This is a genomic window from Streptomyces sp. NPDC058231 (assembly GCF_042882275.1).
Lineage (GTDB): Bacteria > Actinomycetota > Actinomycetes > Streptomycetales > Streptomycetaceae > Streptomyces.
The window spans coordinates 1-14790 of the sequence record NZ_JBHVWN010000006.1 but is presented as its reverse complement, the minus strand read 5'-3'; the positions used below and the strand labels follow the sequence as shown (position 1 = coordinate 14790).

The window sequence follows — 14790 nt, the reverse complement described above, 5'->3', positions numbered from 1 at the left end:
ACATCTGCTCAACCCACCTGATCGACCAACTCTGCCTGACGCAGAGCTGGCGCGACCGTATGGCGGTCGTGGCGTCCTCCGCCTCTGCAGCGAGCGCCCGGCATCTACCGCAGTTCCGCGCGAAGAGGACAGCTCTCGGCAGCCCCCGTACGGGAACGGCCCCCACATCTGCGGGCCGACGGCGGTGGCACCGCTACCAGGCGGCAGAAAGGCATGGACCGTGGCGTCCACGGTCTCCGACCGCCCCGGTTACCAGCAGTTGCTGCGCACCCCGGGCGCATGGACCTTCCTCCTGCCCGGCTTCGCGGCACGGCAGCCCTTCGCGATGCTGACCATCGGCATCGTGCTCCTGGTCCAGCACACCACCGGCTCGTACGGCAGCGCCGGCGCGGTCGCCGCGGTCACCGGTGTCTCCATGGCGCTGTTCGCACCGCAGAGCGGCAGGCTCGCCGACCGCATCGGCCAGCGCGCCGTACTGCTGCCGGGCGTGCTCGTGCACGCGGCGTCCGTGTCGGCGCTGACCGCACTCGCGCTGGCGGACGCGCCGCTGTGGCTGCTGTTCCTGGCCGCCGTTCCGGCGGGCGCGTCCGTACCGCAGGTCGGGCCCATGGTGCGGGCCCGCTGGGCGGCCCTGCTCGGCGCGGCGCCCGGCCGGGCGGCCTCGCCGCTGATGCCGACCGCCGCCGCGTTCGAGTCGGTGACGGACGAGTTCACCTTCGTCATCGGACCGGTCCTGGCCACCGCCCTGTGCACCGGGGTGCACCCGGCGGCCGGACTGATCACGGAAGCCGCGCTGACGCTGGTGGGCGGGGTGCTCTTCGCGGCGCAGCACCGCACCCAGCCCGCGGTCCGCGCCGCCACGGCCACCGACTCCGGGCGGCACGCCTCCGCCCTGTCCGTGCCGGGCGTACGGGTGCTCGCGGTGGCCTTCCTCGGGATCGGCGCGGTCTTCGGCGGCATGCAGGTCTCGCTGACCGCGTTCGCCGAGGAGATCGGCCGCCCGGGGGCGAACGGCCTGCTGTACGGGATCTTCGCGGCCGGCAACATGCTGGCCGGGATCGCCTGCGGCGCCATCGCCTGGAAGAGCGGGCCGCGGCGCAGGCTGATCGCCGGGTACGCCGCGCTGACGCTGACCGCGTCCGGGCTGTGGGCCGTGCATTCCGTGCCGCTGCTGGCCGGGCTGGGGCTGCTGGTCGGGTTCTCCATCGCTCCGGCGCTGATCAGCGGATACACGCTCGTCGAGGCGCTGGTTCCGGCGTCCGCGAGGACCGAGGCCTTCACCTGGCTGACGGGTGCGGTCGCGCTCGGACAGGCGGCGGCCGTGACGGTCGCCGGACGGCTTGCGGACGCCCACGGCGCGAGCACCGGATTCGTGGTGCCGCTGGTGGGGACCGTACTGGCGCTCGCGACCCTGGTGACGCTGCGTTCGCGGCTGGCACCGAGGGCGTCGGGGCGGACCGTGGCACGTGGGATCGGTCACCGCGAGCCGGTCACGGTGGACTGATCCAGCGGAATAGGTCAGTATGGAGCGTCGTTAGCACTCATAGAGTCAGAGTGCCAGGAGGATCAAGTGCCGACCTATCAGTACCAGTGCACCGAGTGCGGCGAGGGCCTCGAAGCGGTGCAGAAGTTCACCGATGATGCCCTGACCGTGTGCCCGAACTGCGAGGGACGCCTGAAGAAGGTGTTCTCGGCGGTCGGCATCGTCTTCAAGGGTTCCGGTTTCTACCGGAACGACAGCCGCGGCTCCTCGTCGAGCAGCGCGCCGGCTTCGTCGTCCGCGAAGGCCTCCGGTTCAGCTCCAGCTTCTTCCCCGTCGTCTTCGACGGGCTCGGACTCGAAGGCGTCCACGTCTTCGTCCTCCGCTTCTGCCTCTTCCTCGTCGTCCTCCGCGTCGTCGTCGAGCGGTACGTCGGCCGCCTGAGCCGGGGTATCCACCCTCTCTTCACCGAGGACCCCGCCGATTCGATCGGCGGGGTCCTCGGCGTTTTCCGGTCCCGCTACTGTGACCGCATGGTGAACGCAGAGATCGGTGTCATCGGCGGCTCGGGCCTGTACTCCTTCCTGGAGGACGTCACCGAGGTTCGCGTGGACACCCCGTACGGACAACCGAGCGACTCCCTCTTCCTCGGCGAGATCGGCGGCCGCCGGGTCGCCTTCCTCCCCCGCCACGGCCGCGGCCACCATGTGCCGCCGCACGGCATCAACTACCGGGCCAATCTGTGGGCCCTGCGTTCCGTGGGCGTACGGCAGGTACTCGGCCCGTGCGCGGTCGGCGGGCTGCGACCGGAGTACGGCCCGGGAACGCTGCTCGTGCCGGACCAGCTGGTGGACCGCACCAAGGCCCGCACCCAGACGTTCTACGACGGGGAGACCCGGGCGGACGGCGTGGCGCCGAACGTGGTGCACATGGGCTTCGCCGATCCGTACTGCCCCGAGGGGCGGAAGGTCGCGCTGGCGTCGGCCCGCGGCCGGGGCTGGGAAGCGGTGGACGGCGGAACGCTGGTGGTCGTCGAGGGGCCCCGCTTCTCGACCCGGGCCGAATCGCGCTGGCATGCGGCGATGGGCTGGTCGGTGGTCGGCATGACCGGGCATCCGGAGGCCGTGCTCGCCCGGGAACTGGGTCTCTGCTACACGACGATGACGCTGGTGACGGACCTGGACGCGGGCGCCGAGGCGGGCGAGGGCGTCTCCCACGGGGAGGTGCTGAAGGTGTTCGCGGCCAATGTGGACCGGCTGCGGTCGGTGCTCTTCGACGCGGTGGCCGCGCTGCCCGCGCAGGAGACCCGCAACTGTCCTTGTGCGCACGCGCTGGACGGGATCGACACGGGGATCGAGCTGCCGTAAGGGAGCTGACCGGGGCTGCGCCAACCTGGGTGGGACTGACCCGGGTGGGACTGACCCGGGTGGGGCTGCCGCAGGGGGAGCCGGTCCGACGGGGCTGCTGGTGTGTGCCTGCTGGGGGTGACGTGCTCGGGGACGTGGCGGCGGGCGGGTGACGGACTTGTCCACAACGTGAGGGCTGTCCACAGGGCTCAGCGGATGTCGCGTGGAAGGCGGATGGTGGGGACGTCGGTGTTCGTCCGAACTCGGCTCTCCTTCGTCACGGCTGGTGGTGTTGGCCATGGTCCCGCCCGTTCCCCCCGTCCCCTTCTCCTCGTCGCACTCTCCCTCACCGCGGTCTCGCCCGTCACCGCGGTCTCCCTCGCGCGATGCGTGTCCCGCGGTCCCCGGCCCCCCGGTCTCCGCGCCAGCACCGTGCGGGGTGCCCGCCTTCGCGCCGCTGCGGGTGCGCGGGGGCGGTGGGCGCCGGTTACGGCGGGCCGTGTGGCGGCAGCGGCGCGCGATGGCGGCCGGTCTCGCGCTGACAGCCGCGGCACTCGCCGCGTCGGGGCTGGGCGGCGGTGAGACGCCGGGCGGCGGGGGCGGCACGGGAGGTGCGGCGCCGGAGGCGGAGCGACGACCGGTTCCGCTGGTCGCGGCGCCGGTCCGGATCGCGGACGCGGCGACGGTCCGGCTGCTGCGCCCCGGGGACCGGGTCGATGTGATCGCGGACGGCGGGACCGGGGCCGGCGCCAAGGTGGTCGCGAAGGGGGCGCGGGTCGCCGAGGTGCCGCGGACCCCGGCCGACGGCTGGGCCGAGGATCCGGCGGAGGCCTCCGCGGCAGACGGCGCCCTGGTCGTACTCTCCGTGCCGCGGAGTACGGCCGCGTCGTTGGCGGGTGCGGGCATCTCGGGCCGGCTGGCGGTGACGCTGTGCTGATCCGGATGCGCCGCCCCGACGGCACTGACGTTCCGTCAAGCAACCGAACGGAAGGCGCGTACGGGGAGATTCCCTCTCATTCTGTCGTAGGTTGCGGAGCAGTCCGCTCCCCTTACGGTGCATGCGGAGGAAGAGTCACTCGTGAGCGAGAAGAAGAAAAGGGTCAGCCTGATGGAGGGCTTCAAGGCCTTCCTGCTGCGCGGCAATGTGATCGACCTGGCGATCGCCGTCGTCATCGGCGCCGCGTTCACCAACATCGTGAACGCGTTCGTCTAGGGCGTCATCAATCCGCTCGTCGGTGCGTTCGGCACCAAGGATCTGGACAGCTACAGCTCCTGCCTCAAAGGCCCCTGCGTCACGGATCCGAAGACGGGCGAGACGGTCGAGGGCATCCGGATCCTGTGGGGATCCGTGCTCAGCGCCGCCCTCGGCTTCCTGATCACGGCGGCCGTCGTCTACTTCCTGCTGGTGCTGCCGATGGCCAAGTACCTGGCCAGGCGAGCGCACATGCAGGCCGCCAAGGACGGGGTGCAGGAGACGCTGGAGGTCGGCGAGCTGGAAGTGCTGAAGGAGATCCGCGACGCGCTCGTGTCACAGCGCAGCGGCCCGGCCGGCGCGGGCCCGGATTCGGGCCGCGGGCACGACGAGCAGCTCAGCCGTGGTGCGGCGGCTTCTCGTCGAGGAAACGCGCGAGGTCGGCGGCGCTGCCGCCGGCCGGGGCCCGCTCTCCCCAACCCCGGTCCGTATCGTCCGCGGACTGCTGGTCCAGCGGATCGTCGAAGATCAGAGCCGGCTTGGGCTTCCTCTGTTCCGGCTGTGTCGGACTGGCCGGCTGGGACGGTTTCGCATCGCGCGGTCCGGGGGCGGGGGCGGTACTCATGTCTCCCAGGGTACGGCGGTGGTCAACGATCCTTCGGGTCGACCACCCGGAGCCCGAGGACGACGAGGAAGGGCAGGCAGAGAAAGCCGGCGCCCCACCAGGCCGTTCCGCTGTTGCCCTCCATCCACTCGTCGATGACGACGGTCAGACACCAGAGCTGGCCGATGACGACGGTCATGGCAAGGGCAAGCCGTGCCGTAAGTTTCGAGGATCGCTCGGGCTCCTGATCCGTACCGGCTCCGGGTCCCGGACCGGTGCGGCGGACCCGGGGATCGCCGTAGCCGCTGGTGGAGCGGATCTGCGGATAACGCTCATGGACGGGACGGTTCAGCTCCGGCCGGGCGCTGCCCGGGTGGTACTCCGGATACCGCGGCTCGGTGGGCCGCTCGGCGTCGGTCATGCCCCGCCTGCCGGTGTGCTCGGCCTCGGCGGTCCGGGTCCCGGACGCCCTGGCACCCATGTCACCGGCGGCCGGAGCGTGGGCGCGCGGAGCATCGGCTCCGGGGCCGTCCACGCCGCCCCGGACTCCGGGGCAGCCGTTCGCGCGGCGCCTGCACGAGGCGGGCAATCCCGCGGTGCGAGGAGGGGCTCCGCCGCGGAACGGGCGACGGACCGCCGTACGGGGCGAAGGGCCTCACGGAGTGCGACGTGGCCCCACGGACCGAGCCGAACCGGGCTGGGCCGGAACGGCATCGGGCGAACCGGGTCCCGGCCGGCCGGTGCGTGTGCTCGCGGGAGTCCATCGGAGGCTTTCCCCGACCGGGCTGCGCGTCCCACGGCCCGCCGCCGCGGCGGTCTGCTGTGCTGGGGCCCATGCCCCGGATGACCGCCCGCAGCCCCGCCGAGCCCCATCGTGTCGCGACCCCGCTGGAGCTCTTCTTCGATCTGTGCTTCGTCGTCGCCGTCGCCCAGGCGGGCGGCCGTCTGGTGCACGCCGTCGCGGTGGGGCACCCCGGCACCGGTGTCACCGGCTATCTGGCCGTGTTCTTCGCGATCTGGTGGGCCTGGGTGAACTTCTCCTGGTTCGCCTCCGCGTACGACACCGACGACCCGTGGTACCGCCTGGTCACGTTCGTGCAGATCACCGGCGTGCTCATCTTCGCCGCCGGGGTGCCGCGCGCCTTCGACCGAGGGGACTGGACACTCGGGGTTCTCGGATACGTGGTGATGCGGCTCGCGCTCACCAGTCAGTGGCTGCGCGTGGTCCACGGCGCCGAGGGCGCGGAACGCAGAGTCGCGCGGCGCTACGCATCAGGAATCGTCCTGGCCCAACTGGGCTGGATCGGGATGCTGTTCCTGCCGACCGGTGCCGAGGGCGCCCGTACCGCGGTCTTCGTCGCGCTCGCCCTGTGCGAACTGTCGATCCCGGCTCTCGCCGAGCGCGGCCACGGAACGAGCTGGCATCCGCACCACATCGGCGAGCGGTACGGGCTGTTCACCATCATCGTGCTCGGCGAGACGATCGCCGCGGCCACGGTCGCCGTCCAGGAGGCGGTCGACGAGCACGACGCGCTCGACGATCTCCTGCCGGTAGCCGCAGGCGGCCTGCTGCTCGTCTTCGCCGCCTGGTGGATCTACTTCGCCGTACCGATCCACGACTATCTCCGCAGCAAACGACGGGCGTTCATCTGGGGGTACGGCCACTACCTGATCCTCGGTTCCGCCGCGGCGATCGGCTCCGGCATCGAGGTCGCCGTGGAGCAGGCCACCGGCAAGGCCCATGTGACGGTCACGGCGGCGGCGGCCGCCGTGACCGTTCCCACCGCCGTCTATCTGCTGACGGTGTGGCTGCTCCACTCCCGCCACTTCAAACGGGACCTCGCCGAGCAACTGCCGCTACCGCTGGCCGCGGTGGCCGTCCTTGGCTGTACGTTCGCCGGGGAGTGGGCGACCCTGGCAGCCGGTCTGGTGGCGGCCGCGACGGTGGCCGTCGGGGTGTCGCTGTCGCGGCGCCCCACGCCGGGTGCACCGGTGTCGGCCGAGGTCTCGCCGCCTATGTGAGGAGCGCAGGATGACCGGTCATGGCGCACAACCCCCGTTCTCGCCGCCCGGGGCGGTGGACGCGCTCACGGATGTCGCCGGGCTCCGCGTCGGGCATGCGCGGGTGCCGGGCGAAGGCGCGTTGAGCGGCACCACCGTCGTCCTGGCGCCCGAGGGCGGTGTGGCCGCCGCCGTCGACGTGCGCGGCGGCGGACCCGGCACCCGGGAGACGGACGCCCTCGACCCGCGCAATCTGGTGCGACGCATCGACGCCGTCGTCCTCACCGGCGGCAGCGCGTACGGACTGGACTCGGCGTCCGGAGTGATGGCCTGGCTGGAGGAGCGGCGGCGCGGCGTGCAGGTCGGCCCGGATCCGTCGCAGGTGGTCCCGGTGGTCCCCGCCGCGTGCCTCTTCGACCTGGGCCGGGGCGGCGACTGGCGGGCCCGCCCGGACGCCTCGACCGGCCGCGCCGCCGTGGAGGCCGCGGCGCGCACGGAGCCGGGGGCTCCGGTCGCCGAGGGCGGCGTCGGCGCGGGCACGGGTGCGGTCGCCGGCCACCTCAAGGGCGGCGTCGGCACGGCGAGCACGGTGCTGCCGTCCGGGATCACGGTCGGCGCGCTGGTCGTGGTGAACGCCGCGGGCTCGGTGATCGATCCGGTGACCGGGGTGCTGTACGGGGAGTACGGCGCCGCCGAACCTCCCGTGCGCCCCGTCGCCGAGGTCCACGAAGCCGCACGGCGCCGGCTCGACGAGGCGCGGGACGCGAACAGGATCCCCCCGCTCAACACCACGCTCGCCGTCGTCGCGACGGACGCCGGTCTCACCCGCTCGCAGGCGCAGAAACTCGCGGGCACGGCGCACGACGGGATGGCGCGCGCCGTGCGGCCCGTACATCTGCTGAACGACGGGGACACGGTGTTCGCACTGGCCACCGGCGAACGACCCCTGCCGCAGGGGAATCCGCTCGCTCTGAACGACATCCTGGCGGCGGGCGCGGACGCCGTGACCCGGGCGATCGTGAAGGCCGTGCGGGCGGCGCGCGGCGTCGACGCCCGCCCCGGGGCGGGGTTCCACCCTTCGTACAGCGATCTCTACGGCACCCTCTGACCCCGCCGCCTCAGCCGTCACCTCGCCGCCTACTCGCGTTCCAGGAAAGGAAGTTCGGATGAAACACCAGGAACCTTCTGTGTGTCCCGTACGTTTTCTGGAACCCCGGCCGCAATGTCGGACCCAGGGACTACGTTAAGCACGCATCAAGTCACACGCGGCGACGGCCTGGAGACAGCACCTTGAGCGATCCGTACGAGACAACCGAGCAGCATCTCGACCGACTCCTGCGACGGGCACTCAACTCCTTCGACCTGCCCGACCGCACGGTCGAGCAGCTCGGGACCGCGCTGGCCCACAGCAGCTCCCTGCATTCCTCGCACCACAGTTCCGTACTGCACCGCGAGACCTTCCGGCACACGTATCTGCTGGCCGACGGGTCCGCGCTGACCCTGTGGGAGCTGGTCCACGGAACCTCCAGGGGCTCGACGGACCCCCGGTCGCGGCTGCGGCCCGCTCCCCAGCACCATGAGCTGTACGACGACGAGGGCGACGCCCAGCTCGCCGCCGCCCGGCTGTCCGGCAGCTTCTCCGACGTACCCGCGTTCGGCGAGGACGGGTCCCAGGCGGACCTGGAGATACTCACGGTCCTGATGGCCGCTCCCCCGGCCCCGCTGCCCCGGATGTACGCGCCGGACAACTCCGCGGACCATGCCCGCCGGGTCCTGCGGCGCGCGGAGAACCGGGACGGTCCGGGCGAGGGGACCGCGCGTCTGCTGCGGACCGCGTTCGCCCACCACATCACCCAGGTCTTCGGCCGGCAGTGCCGGGTCGAGGGACGGGATGCCGGATTCACGCTCTACGAGCACGCATTCCTGCTCCTCGACGGAAGCGAGACGAGTCTGTGGGAGGTCGAGCACACGGCGACGCCGGACGGCCGCCACATGTGCGAGGTGTACGGGGACGAGGAGGCGGCACGCGAGGCGATGGCGAGCCGGACGCGCATCTGCTGACCGGGGCGCGGCACACGCGAAGGCGCCCGCACCCCCGAGGGGAGCGGGCGCCTTCGCCGGCGGACGGGCGACGTCAGTGCGTCAGCGCGGCCTCCTTGGCCACCCCGTCCGTCGCAGCGGCTTCCTGGACGTCGTCGCCGCCCTCCACGTGCTGGCGCGGCCGCGCGGGCAGCGCGAACATCACCACGAAGATCACCGAGAGCACTCCGGCCACCCACCACAGCGAGTGCTGGAACGCCTCGACGAACGCCGGCCCCATCGCGGCCGGCGCCAGACGGTCATCGATGGAGCTGAAGAAGACGACGGAGACCAGGCCGAGCCCCAGGGCGTTGCCCATCTGCTGAACGGTGTTGATCAGTCCGGACGCCGATCCGGAGTGCTCCCTTGGCACCTCGGACAGCACGGCGTCCGTCAGCGGAGCCACGATCAGCCCCATCCCGAGACCCATGACGACCAGCGGCAGAGCCATCTGCCAGGGGGCGATGTCCATGCCGTACCGGTCGGACTCCCAGATGTAGAGCAGCAGTCCGGCGACCATCAGCAGTGCCCCGGTCTGCAGGACCTTGCGCCCGAACCGCGGCACCAGCTTCTGCACGGAGATCCCGGCGGCGAACGACACGGCGATGGAGAACGGGATACCGGTCGTGCCGGCGCGCAGCGCGCTCCAGCCCAGGCCGATCTGCATGTACAGCGTCCAGACCAGGAAGAAGATGCCGAGCCCGATGCCGAAGGTCAGCTGGACGGCGATACCCGCCGCGAAGCTCTTGACCCGGAAGAGTGAGAGCTCGACGAGCGGTGAGCCGTCCTTGCGTGCCTTCTCCCGCTCGAACAGCACCAGGGCCAGGAAGACCAGGGCGCTGCCGGCCATCAGCGCGTACCCCCACAGCGGCCAGCCCAGCTCGCGCCCGCGGGTCAGCGGGTAGAGCAGCATCAGCAGCCCCAGTGTCACCAGCGCGACGCCGACCAGGTCGAGCCGGAGGGCCTTGGGAGCCTTGGACTCCGTGATGAACTTCCGGCCGAGGAGCAGTCCCGCGATGCCGACCGGCAGGTTGATCAGGAAGATCGGCCGCCACTCCAGGCCGGCGATGTTCCACTCGGTGAGCAGTGCGCCCAGCAGCGGTCCCGAGACGGCGCCGAGGCCGACGATCGCACCGAAGAGGCCGAAGACCTTGCCGCGCTCGTGCGCCGGGAAGGTGGCGTGGACGATCGACAGCACCTGCGGAACCATCAGGGCGGCGGTGCCGCCCTGCAGGATGCGGGACGCGACGAGCATCTCCGGGTTCGCGGCGAAGCCGCAGAGCGCCGAGGCCAGCGTGAAGCCGCCGATGCCGATGAGGAAGAGCCGCTTGCGGCCGTAGATGTCGCCGAGCCGGCCGCCGGTGATCAGACCGGCCGCGAAGGCCAGGGCGTACCCGGCGGTGATCCACTGGATCGAGCTGAACGTGGCGCCGGTGTCCTGCTTGATGCTCGGGATGGCGATGTTGACGATCGTGACGTCCACCAGGTCCATGAAGGCCGCGGTCATCACGATGGCGAGCGCGAACCACCGGCGCCGGTCCGACGGGTCCGAGGACACCGCGGGAGCGGCCGCCGTGGACGGCAGAGGGGATTCGGAAGAGTTCATGCGAAGAAGTTAAAGGCCTATTAGGTCAGGTCATGACCCAATGGGTGGGCATCCTGGTTCCATGACCGACACCCCGGCACGACTGCTGAATCTGCTGTCGCTCCTGCAGACGCCGCGCGAGTGGCCGGGCAGCGAACTCGCCGAGCGGCTCCGGGTCAGCCCGCGCACCATCCGCCGCGACATCGACCGGCTCCGCGAGCTCGGCTACCCGGTCGAGGCGTCGCGCGGCTCGGTGGGCGGATACCGCCTGGTCGCGGGCGCCGCCATGCCGCCGCTGCTCCTCGACGACGAGGAGGCGGTGGCCATCGCCGTGGGGCTGCGGGCGGGGGCCGGGCATGCCATCGAGGGCGTCGACGAGGCGTCCGTACGGGCGCTGGCGAAGCTGGAGCAGGTGCTGCCGTCCAGGCTGCGGCACCGGGTCTCGGTCCTGCAGAACGCGACCATGCCGCTGACCCGCGGCGACGGTTCGACCATCGACCCGCAGACGCTGACGGTGATGGCGGCGGCGGTCACCGGTCGGGAGCGGCTGCGTTTCGCGTACCGGGCGGGGGACGGCGCCGAGTCGAGGAGACAGGTCGAGCCGTACCGGCTGGTGAGCACGGGGTGGCGGTGGTACCTCGTCGCGTACGACCTGGAGCGCGAGGCATGGCGCACGTTCCGCGTGGACCGGGTGAGCGAGCCGTTCCCCACGGGGGCCCGCTTCACCCCGCGCGAGCTGCCCGCGGGCGATGTCGCGGAGTTCCTCACCAGCTCCATCCAGCGCCGGCAGCCGGAACTGGCGGTCGAGGTGACCTTCGCGGCGCCGGCGGAGTTCGTCGCCGCGCGGCTGCCGGCGACGTTCGGCCGGCCGGAACCGACCGGGGAGCACAGCTGCCGGCTGCGCACGGTCCTTGCGGACTCCCTGGAGTGGGTGGCGCTCCGGCTGGCGCTGGTCGACTGCGAGTTCACCGCGCACGCGCCGCCGCAGCTGGTGGCGTACCTGGGTGATCTGGGGCACCGACTGACGCGCGCGGCCGCGCCTCCGCCCGGGCGGCCCGCACGGGGCGACGCAAAAGAATGAGCCCCGGCGCCAGGGGGGGGTGGGCGCCGGGACTCAGCTCAGGGGGTCCGTACGAAGCGACCCATATCGGAGGCTACTGGACGCGAGCTCATGCCGCAGCGTCAAAACCCGTGTCGTGGGCCATTCGCTTCAGTTCGAGCAGTGCGTGCTTCTCGATCTGACGGATCCGCTCCCGGGTCAGCCCGTGCTGCTTGCCGACCTCGGTGAGGGTCCGCTCACGGCCGTCCTCGATGCCGTACCGCATACGGATGATCGACGCGGTGCGGTGGTCGAGCTTGCCGATCAGGTCCTCCAGCTCCTCGCTGCGCAGCAGCGTCATGACCGACTGCTCGGGCGACACCGCGGAGGTGTCCTCCAGCAGATCGCCGAACTGGGTCTCGCCCTCGTCGTCGACAGCCATGTTGAGGCTGACCGGGTCACGCGCCCAGTCCAGTACGTCACCCACTCGCGTGGGCGTGGTGTCGAGCTCCGCGGCTATCTCCGCGTGCTCCGGGTCGCGCCCGTGCTCGCGGTTGAACTCGCGCTGCACACGGCGGATCCGGCCGAGCTCCTCCACCAGGTGGACGGGGAGCCGGATCGTGCGGGACTGGTCGGCTATGGAACGTGTGATGGCCTGACGGATCCACCACGTCGCATAGGTGGAGAACTTGAAGCCCTTGGCGTAGTCGAACTTCTCGACCGCGCGCACCAGGCCCGCGTTCCCCTCCTGAATCAGGTCGAGCAGAGGCAGACCTGCCCGCGGATAGCGGCGTGCGACCGCGACCACGAGCCGAAGGTTGGAGCGGATGAATACGTCCTTGGCGCGCTCGCCCTCGGCGACCAGCGCCTCCAGCTCCTCACGCGTCGCTCCGCCGGCATCGCTCTCCAGCGCGCCGTCAAGGATCTGCCGGGCGAAGACGCCTGCCTCGACGGCCTGCGACAGCTCGACCTCCTTGGCGGCGTCGAGCAGAGGCGTACGTGCGATCTCGTCCAGGTACATGCCGACCAGGTCGCGATCGGCGATCTCCCCGCCCACGGCGCGAACACTGCTTGCCCGGCTGCTCCCGCCACTGGCGGACGAACGACGGGCGACGGCACGGGTTGCCATGCGTGCTCCCTTGCTGAGTAGGTCGCGACACCCTTTCGAGTGCCCTGCATCCGATGGAAACAACGACTGGAATCCGGACAGAATTCCCATGGCGCGCGTTCATTTTCGCGATCATGCAGTACCCTGTCCGGCTGCGAGGGAGGTACATATGCCGGAGTTTCGTACAGAAGTGCAGGTCAGGCCTGGCGTCGAGGGCGATTTGGTGGCCCTCACCGACATCTACAACCATTACGTGCGCGAGACCGCGCTCACATTCGATCTGGTGCCGCTCACACCCGAACAGCGGCTGCCCTGGCTGCACTCCCATCCGGTGGACGGCCCGCACCGCCTCCTGGTCGCCCAGGAGGTCGAGGTCGACGGCTCCGGCCCCGGAGCGATCCTCGGGTACGCCACCAGCAGCGAACTGCGCCCCAAGGCGGCGTACGCGACGTCGGTGGAGGTGAGCGTCTACTGCGCCCCGGGAACCGTCGGACGCGGCCTCGGCACGCTCCTGTACAAGTCGCTCTTCGAGGCTCTCACCGGCGAGGACCTGCACCGCGCCTACGCCGCGATCACCCAGCCCAACGACGCCTCCGTGCGGTTGCACGACCGCTTCGGCTTCCGCCACGTGGGCACGCATGCCGAGGTGGGCCGGAAGTTCGACAGGTACTGGGACGTGGCCTGGTACGAGAAGCCGCTGGGCCCGGAGGCGTAGGGCCGGGGCACCCGGGGCCGGGGCTCATCCGAACTGCACCGACCGTTTGGCGAGCCCCATCCAGAACCCGTCGATGACGCTGCGCCCCTGGTCGAGTTCCCCCTCCGCGGCGCCCAGCGTCACGAAGAGCGGCGCGAAGTGCTCGGTGCGCGGGTGGGCCAGTCGGCCGGCCGGGGACTTGTGCTCGAAGTCCAGCAGCGCGTCGATGTCCTGTGCCTGCAGTGCCCGGTGGCCCCAGTCGTCGAACTCCACCGACCAGCCGGGGTTGCCGCCGCCCGTGTGCCGCAGCGCGGCCAGATTGTGGGTGAAGAAGCCGCTGCCGACGATCAGCACACCCTCGTCGCGCAGCGGTGCGAGCTTGCGCCCGATGTCCATCAGCTTCTGCGGGTCCAGCGTCGGCAGGGAGATCTGGAGCACGGGAACGTCGGCGCCCGGGTACATCTCCACCAGCGGGACGTACGCCCCGTGGTCGAGCCCGCGGCCGGGGATGTCCTGGACCGGCGTGCCGGCCCCACGCAACAGCTTGCGCACGTTCTCCGCCAGCCGCGGGGCGCCGGGGGCCGCGTACTGCACCTGGTAGTAGTGGGCCGGGAAGCCCCAGAAGTCGTAGACGAGCGGGGTGGTCTCGGTCGCGCCGAGCGCGAGCGGGGCCTCCTCCCAGTGGGCGGAGACCATGAGGATCGCCGTGGGGCGGGGCAGCTCCGCGGACCAGGTGGCGAGCTGGCCGGGCCAGACGGGGTCGTCGGCCAGCGGCGGCGCGCCATGGGAGAGATAGAGGGCGGGCATGCGCTCCGCAGTGACAGTCATGACACTCCCCATCAGCTACTTCTCAGGACAAGTCTTCCGCAGGGAGCCTGAAGTTTCCTGAGCCGCGAGGTTCCTAGAACTGTGAGGTCTCTCGGACCGAAGATTCATTGAAGCTTCAAGTTCCCACCTCCGGAGACCTTAGCTCGATCTAGTTCAACTTTCAAGAAAAGGTCGTACAGTGGAGTACATGACCACGGCATCCACCGACGGGACCCGCTGGCTCTCCGACGAAGAGCAGCGGGTCTGGCGCGCCTACCTCCACGCCACCACGCTCCTGGAGGATCACCTGGACCGCCAGCTCCAGCGCGATGCCGGAATGCCGCACATCTACTACGGACTTCTCGTCGAACTGTCCCAGGCGCCTCACCGCCGGATGCGGATGACCGAGCTGGCCAAGATCGCCAAGATCACCCGCTCCCGACTCTCGCACGCCGTCGCCCGTCTGGAGCGGAACGGCTGGGTGCGCCGCGAGGACTGCCCGTCGGACAAGCGCGGTCAGAACGCGGTGCTGACCGACGAGGGGTACGAGATGCTCCGCCGTTCCGCGCCGGGCCATGTCCGCGCCGTGCGTCAGGCGATGTTCGACCGATTGACACCCGAGCAGGTGCGCTCGTTCGGCGAGATCATGCAGATCGTCGCCACCGGCCTGGAGCCGGAGGGCACGGACGCGGACCTGCCCTGGCTGCGCTGAGCCGCCCTCCGAACGCCGACGCGGGTCTGCCCCGGCTCCACTGTGGGGCCGGGGGCGACCCCCGGTCACAACACGTCACACCGCGCGTCCCCCGGCCGTGCGCGACGACCGGGGCCGTGAACTCGTCCTCGACACCCCCCGCG

The 14790-nt window shown here is 71.2% G+C and carries 15 protein-coding genes and 1 pseudogene; 11 read left to right on the top strand and 5 right to left on the bottom strand.

Features of this window, described 5'->3' with window-relative positions; all coding sequences use genetic code 11:
* Positions 1–220: 220 nt before the first annotated feature.
* From ACFVXE_RS06010 to ACFVXE_RS05990, 5 genes and pseudogenes are all read left to right on the top strand, one after another.
* The gene (locus tag ACFVXE_RS06010) at positions 221–1504 is read left to right on the top strand and encodes an MFS transporter (RefSeq protein WP_389669575.1); all 1284 of its coding nucleotides are present in this window, start codon (positions 221–223) and stop codon (positions 1502–1504) included.
* Positions 1505–1570: 66 nt separating this feature from the next.
* Positions 1571–1924: an FmdB family zinc ribbon protein gene (locus tag ACFVXE_RS06005; protein ID WP_389669573.1), complete on the top strand. Its 354-nt coding sequence runs from the start codon at positions 1571–1573 to the stop codon at positions 1922–1924.
* Between the two features lie 89 nt (positions 1925–2013).
* On the top strand, positions 2014–2847 hold the full coding sequence (locus ACFVXE_RS06000; RefSeq protein WP_389669571.1) for an S-methyl-5'-thioadenosine phosphorylase: 834 nt from the start codon (positions 2014–2016) through the stop codon (positions 2845–2847).
* Positions 2848–3289: 442 nt separating this feature from the next.
* A complete protein-coding gene (locus ACFVXE_RS05995) occupies positions 3290–3763 on the top strand; it encodes an RcpC/CpaB family pilus assembly protein (protein WP_389669898.1) in 474 nt (157 codons plus the stop codon).
* 171 nt (positions 3764–3934) lie between these two features.
* A pseudogene (locus ACFVXE_RS05990) lies at positions 3935–4402 on the top strand (MscL family protein); the annotation flags it as partial.
* Between the two features lie 13 nt (positions 4403–4415).
* On the opposite strand, the gene ACFVXE_RS05985 reads toward ACFVXE_RS05990, so the two are convergent.
* Both ACFVXE_RS05985 and ACFVXE_RS05980 read right to left on the bottom strand, forming a co-directional pair.
* Positions 4416–4643: a hypothetical protein gene (locus ACFVXE_RS05985; protein WP_389669569.1), complete on the bottom strand. Its 228-nt coding sequence runs from the start codon at positions 4641–4643 to the stop codon at positions 4416–4418.
* Positions 4644–4665: 22 nt separating this feature from the next.
* Positions 4666–5043, bottom strand: a complete 378-nt coding sequence (locus ACFVXE_RS05980; protein ID WP_389669896.1) for a hypothetical protein — start codon at positions 5041–5043, stop codon at positions 4666–4668.
* A 413-nt stretch (positions 5044–5456) separates the two neighbouring features.
* Between ACFVXE_RS05980 and ACFVXE_RS05975 the strand changes: the two genes are divergently transcribed.
* From ACFVXE_RS05975 to ACFVXE_RS05965, 3 genes are all read left to right on the top strand, one after another.
* The gene (locus ACFVXE_RS05975) at positions 5457–6644 is read left to right on the top strand and encodes a low temperature requirement protein A (RefSeq protein WP_389669568.1); all 1188 of its coding nucleotides are present in this window, start codon (positions 5457–5459) and stop codon (positions 6642–6644) included.
* A 10-nt stretch (positions 6645–6654) separates the two neighbouring features.
* The gene (locus tag ACFVXE_RS05970; RefSeq protein WP_389669566.1) at positions 6655–7731 is read left to right on the top strand and encodes a P1 family peptidase; all 1077 of its coding nucleotides are present in this window, start codon (positions 6655–6657) and stop codon (positions 7729–7731) included.
* A 182-nt stretch (positions 7732–7913) separates the two neighbouring features.
* Positions 7914–8684, top strand: a complete 771-nt coding sequence (locus ACFVXE_RS05965; protein WP_389669564.1) for a DUF6227 family protein — start codon at positions 7914–7916, stop codon at positions 8682–8684.
* A 73-nt stretch (positions 8685–8757) separates the two neighbouring features.
* On the opposite strand, the gene ACFVXE_RS05960 is transcribed toward ACFVXE_RS05965, so the two are convergent.
* On the bottom strand, positions 8758–10308 hold the full coding sequence (locus ACFVXE_RS05960) for an MFS transporter (protein ID WP_389669562.1): 1551 nt from the start codon (positions 10306–10308) through the stop codon (positions 8758–8760).
* Between the two features lie 61 nt (positions 10309–10369).
* Here ACFVXE_RS05960 and ACFVXE_RS05955 point away from each other — a divergent pair, with 61 nt between their 5' ends.
* Positions 10370–11368, top strand: a complete 999-nt coding sequence (locus tag ACFVXE_RS05955; RefSeq protein WP_389669560.1) for a helix-turn-helix transcriptional regulator — start codon at positions 10370–10372, stop codon at positions 11366–11368.
* Between the two features lie 88 nt (positions 11369–11456).
* On the opposite strand, the gene ACFVXE_RS05950 is transcribed toward ACFVXE_RS05955, so the two are convergent.
* Positions 11457–12455 carry an RNA polymerase sigma factor RpoD/SigA gene (locus tag ACFVXE_RS05950; RefSeq protein WP_389669558.1) on the bottom strand — a complete coding sequence of 333 codons (999 nt, stop codon included), beginning with the start codon at positions 12453–12455 and terminating at the stop codon, positions 11457–11459.
* A gap of 148 nt (positions 12456–12603) precedes the next feature.
* Between ACFVXE_RS05950 and ACFVXE_RS05945 the strand changes: the two genes are divergently transcribed.
* Positions 12604–13149, top strand: coding sequence for a GNAT family N-acetyltransferase (locus ACFVXE_RS05945; protein WP_389669556.1), 546 nt, complete (start codon positions 12604–12606; stop codon positions 13147–13149).
* Positions 13150–13173: 24 nt separating this feature from the next.
* Here ACFVXE_RS05945 and ACFVXE_RS05940 read toward each other — a convergent pair whose 3' ends face one another.
* Entirely contained in the window at positions 13174–13956 is a 783-nt protein-coding gene (locus ACFVXE_RS05940) for a dioxygenase (protein ID WP_389669554.1), read from the bottom strand.
* Positions 13957–14134: 178 nt separating this feature from the next.
* On the opposite strand from ACFVXE_RS05940, the gene ACFVXE_RS05935 reads away from it, so the two are divergent.
* Positions 14135–14647: a MarR family winged helix-turn-helix transcriptional regulator gene (locus ACFVXE_RS05935; protein WP_389669553.1), complete on the top strand. Its 513-nt coding sequence runs from the start codon at positions 14135–14137 to the stop codon at positions 14645–14647.
* Positions 14648–14790: the final 143 nt, after the last annotated feature.

Bases quoted from the DNA above. Each gene is read 5' to 3' on its own strand.
- ACFVXE_RS06000 (WP_389669571.1), top strand. From the start codon at position 2,014: ATGGTGAACGCAGAGATCGGTGTCATCGGCGGCTCGGGCCTGTACTCC.
- ACFVXE_RS05985 (WP_389669569.1), bottom strand. From the start codon at position 4,643: ATGAGTACCGCCCCCGCCCCCGGACCGCGCGATGCGAAACCGTCCCAG.
- ACFVXE_RS05980 (WP_389669896.1), bottom strand. From the start codon at position 5,043: ATGACCGACGCCGAGCGGCCCACCGAGCCGCGGTATCCGGAGTACCAC.
- ACFVXE_RS05975 (WP_389669568.1), top strand. From the start codon at position 5,457: ATGCCCCGGATGACCGCCCGCAGCCCCGCCGAGCCCCATCGTGTCGCG.
- ACFVXE_RS05970 (WP_389669566.1), top strand. From the start codon at position 6,655: ATGACCGGTCATGGCGCACAACCCCCGTTCTCGCCGCCCGGGGCGGTG.
- ACFVXE_RS05960 (WP_389669562.1), bottom strand. From the start codon at position 10,308: ATGAACTCTTCCGAATCCCCTCTGCCGTCCACGGCGGCCGCTCCCGCG.
- ACFVXE_RS05955 (WP_389669560.1), top strand. From the start codon at position 10,370: ATGACCGACACCCCGGCACGACTGCTGAATCTGCTGTCGCTCCTGCAG.
- ACFVXE_RS05950 (WP_389669558.1), bottom strand. From the start codon at position 12,455: ATGGCAACCCGTGCCGTCGCCCGTCGTTCGTCCGCCAGTGGCGGGAGC.
- ACFVXE_RS05945 (WP_389669556.1), top strand. From the start codon at position 12,604: ATGCCGGAGTTTCGTACAGAAGTGCAGGTCAGGCCTGGCGTCGAGGGC.
- ACFVXE_RS05940 (WP_389669554.1), bottom strand. From the start codon at position 13,956: ATGACTGTCACTGCGGAGCGCATGCCCGCCCTCTATCTCTCCCATGGC.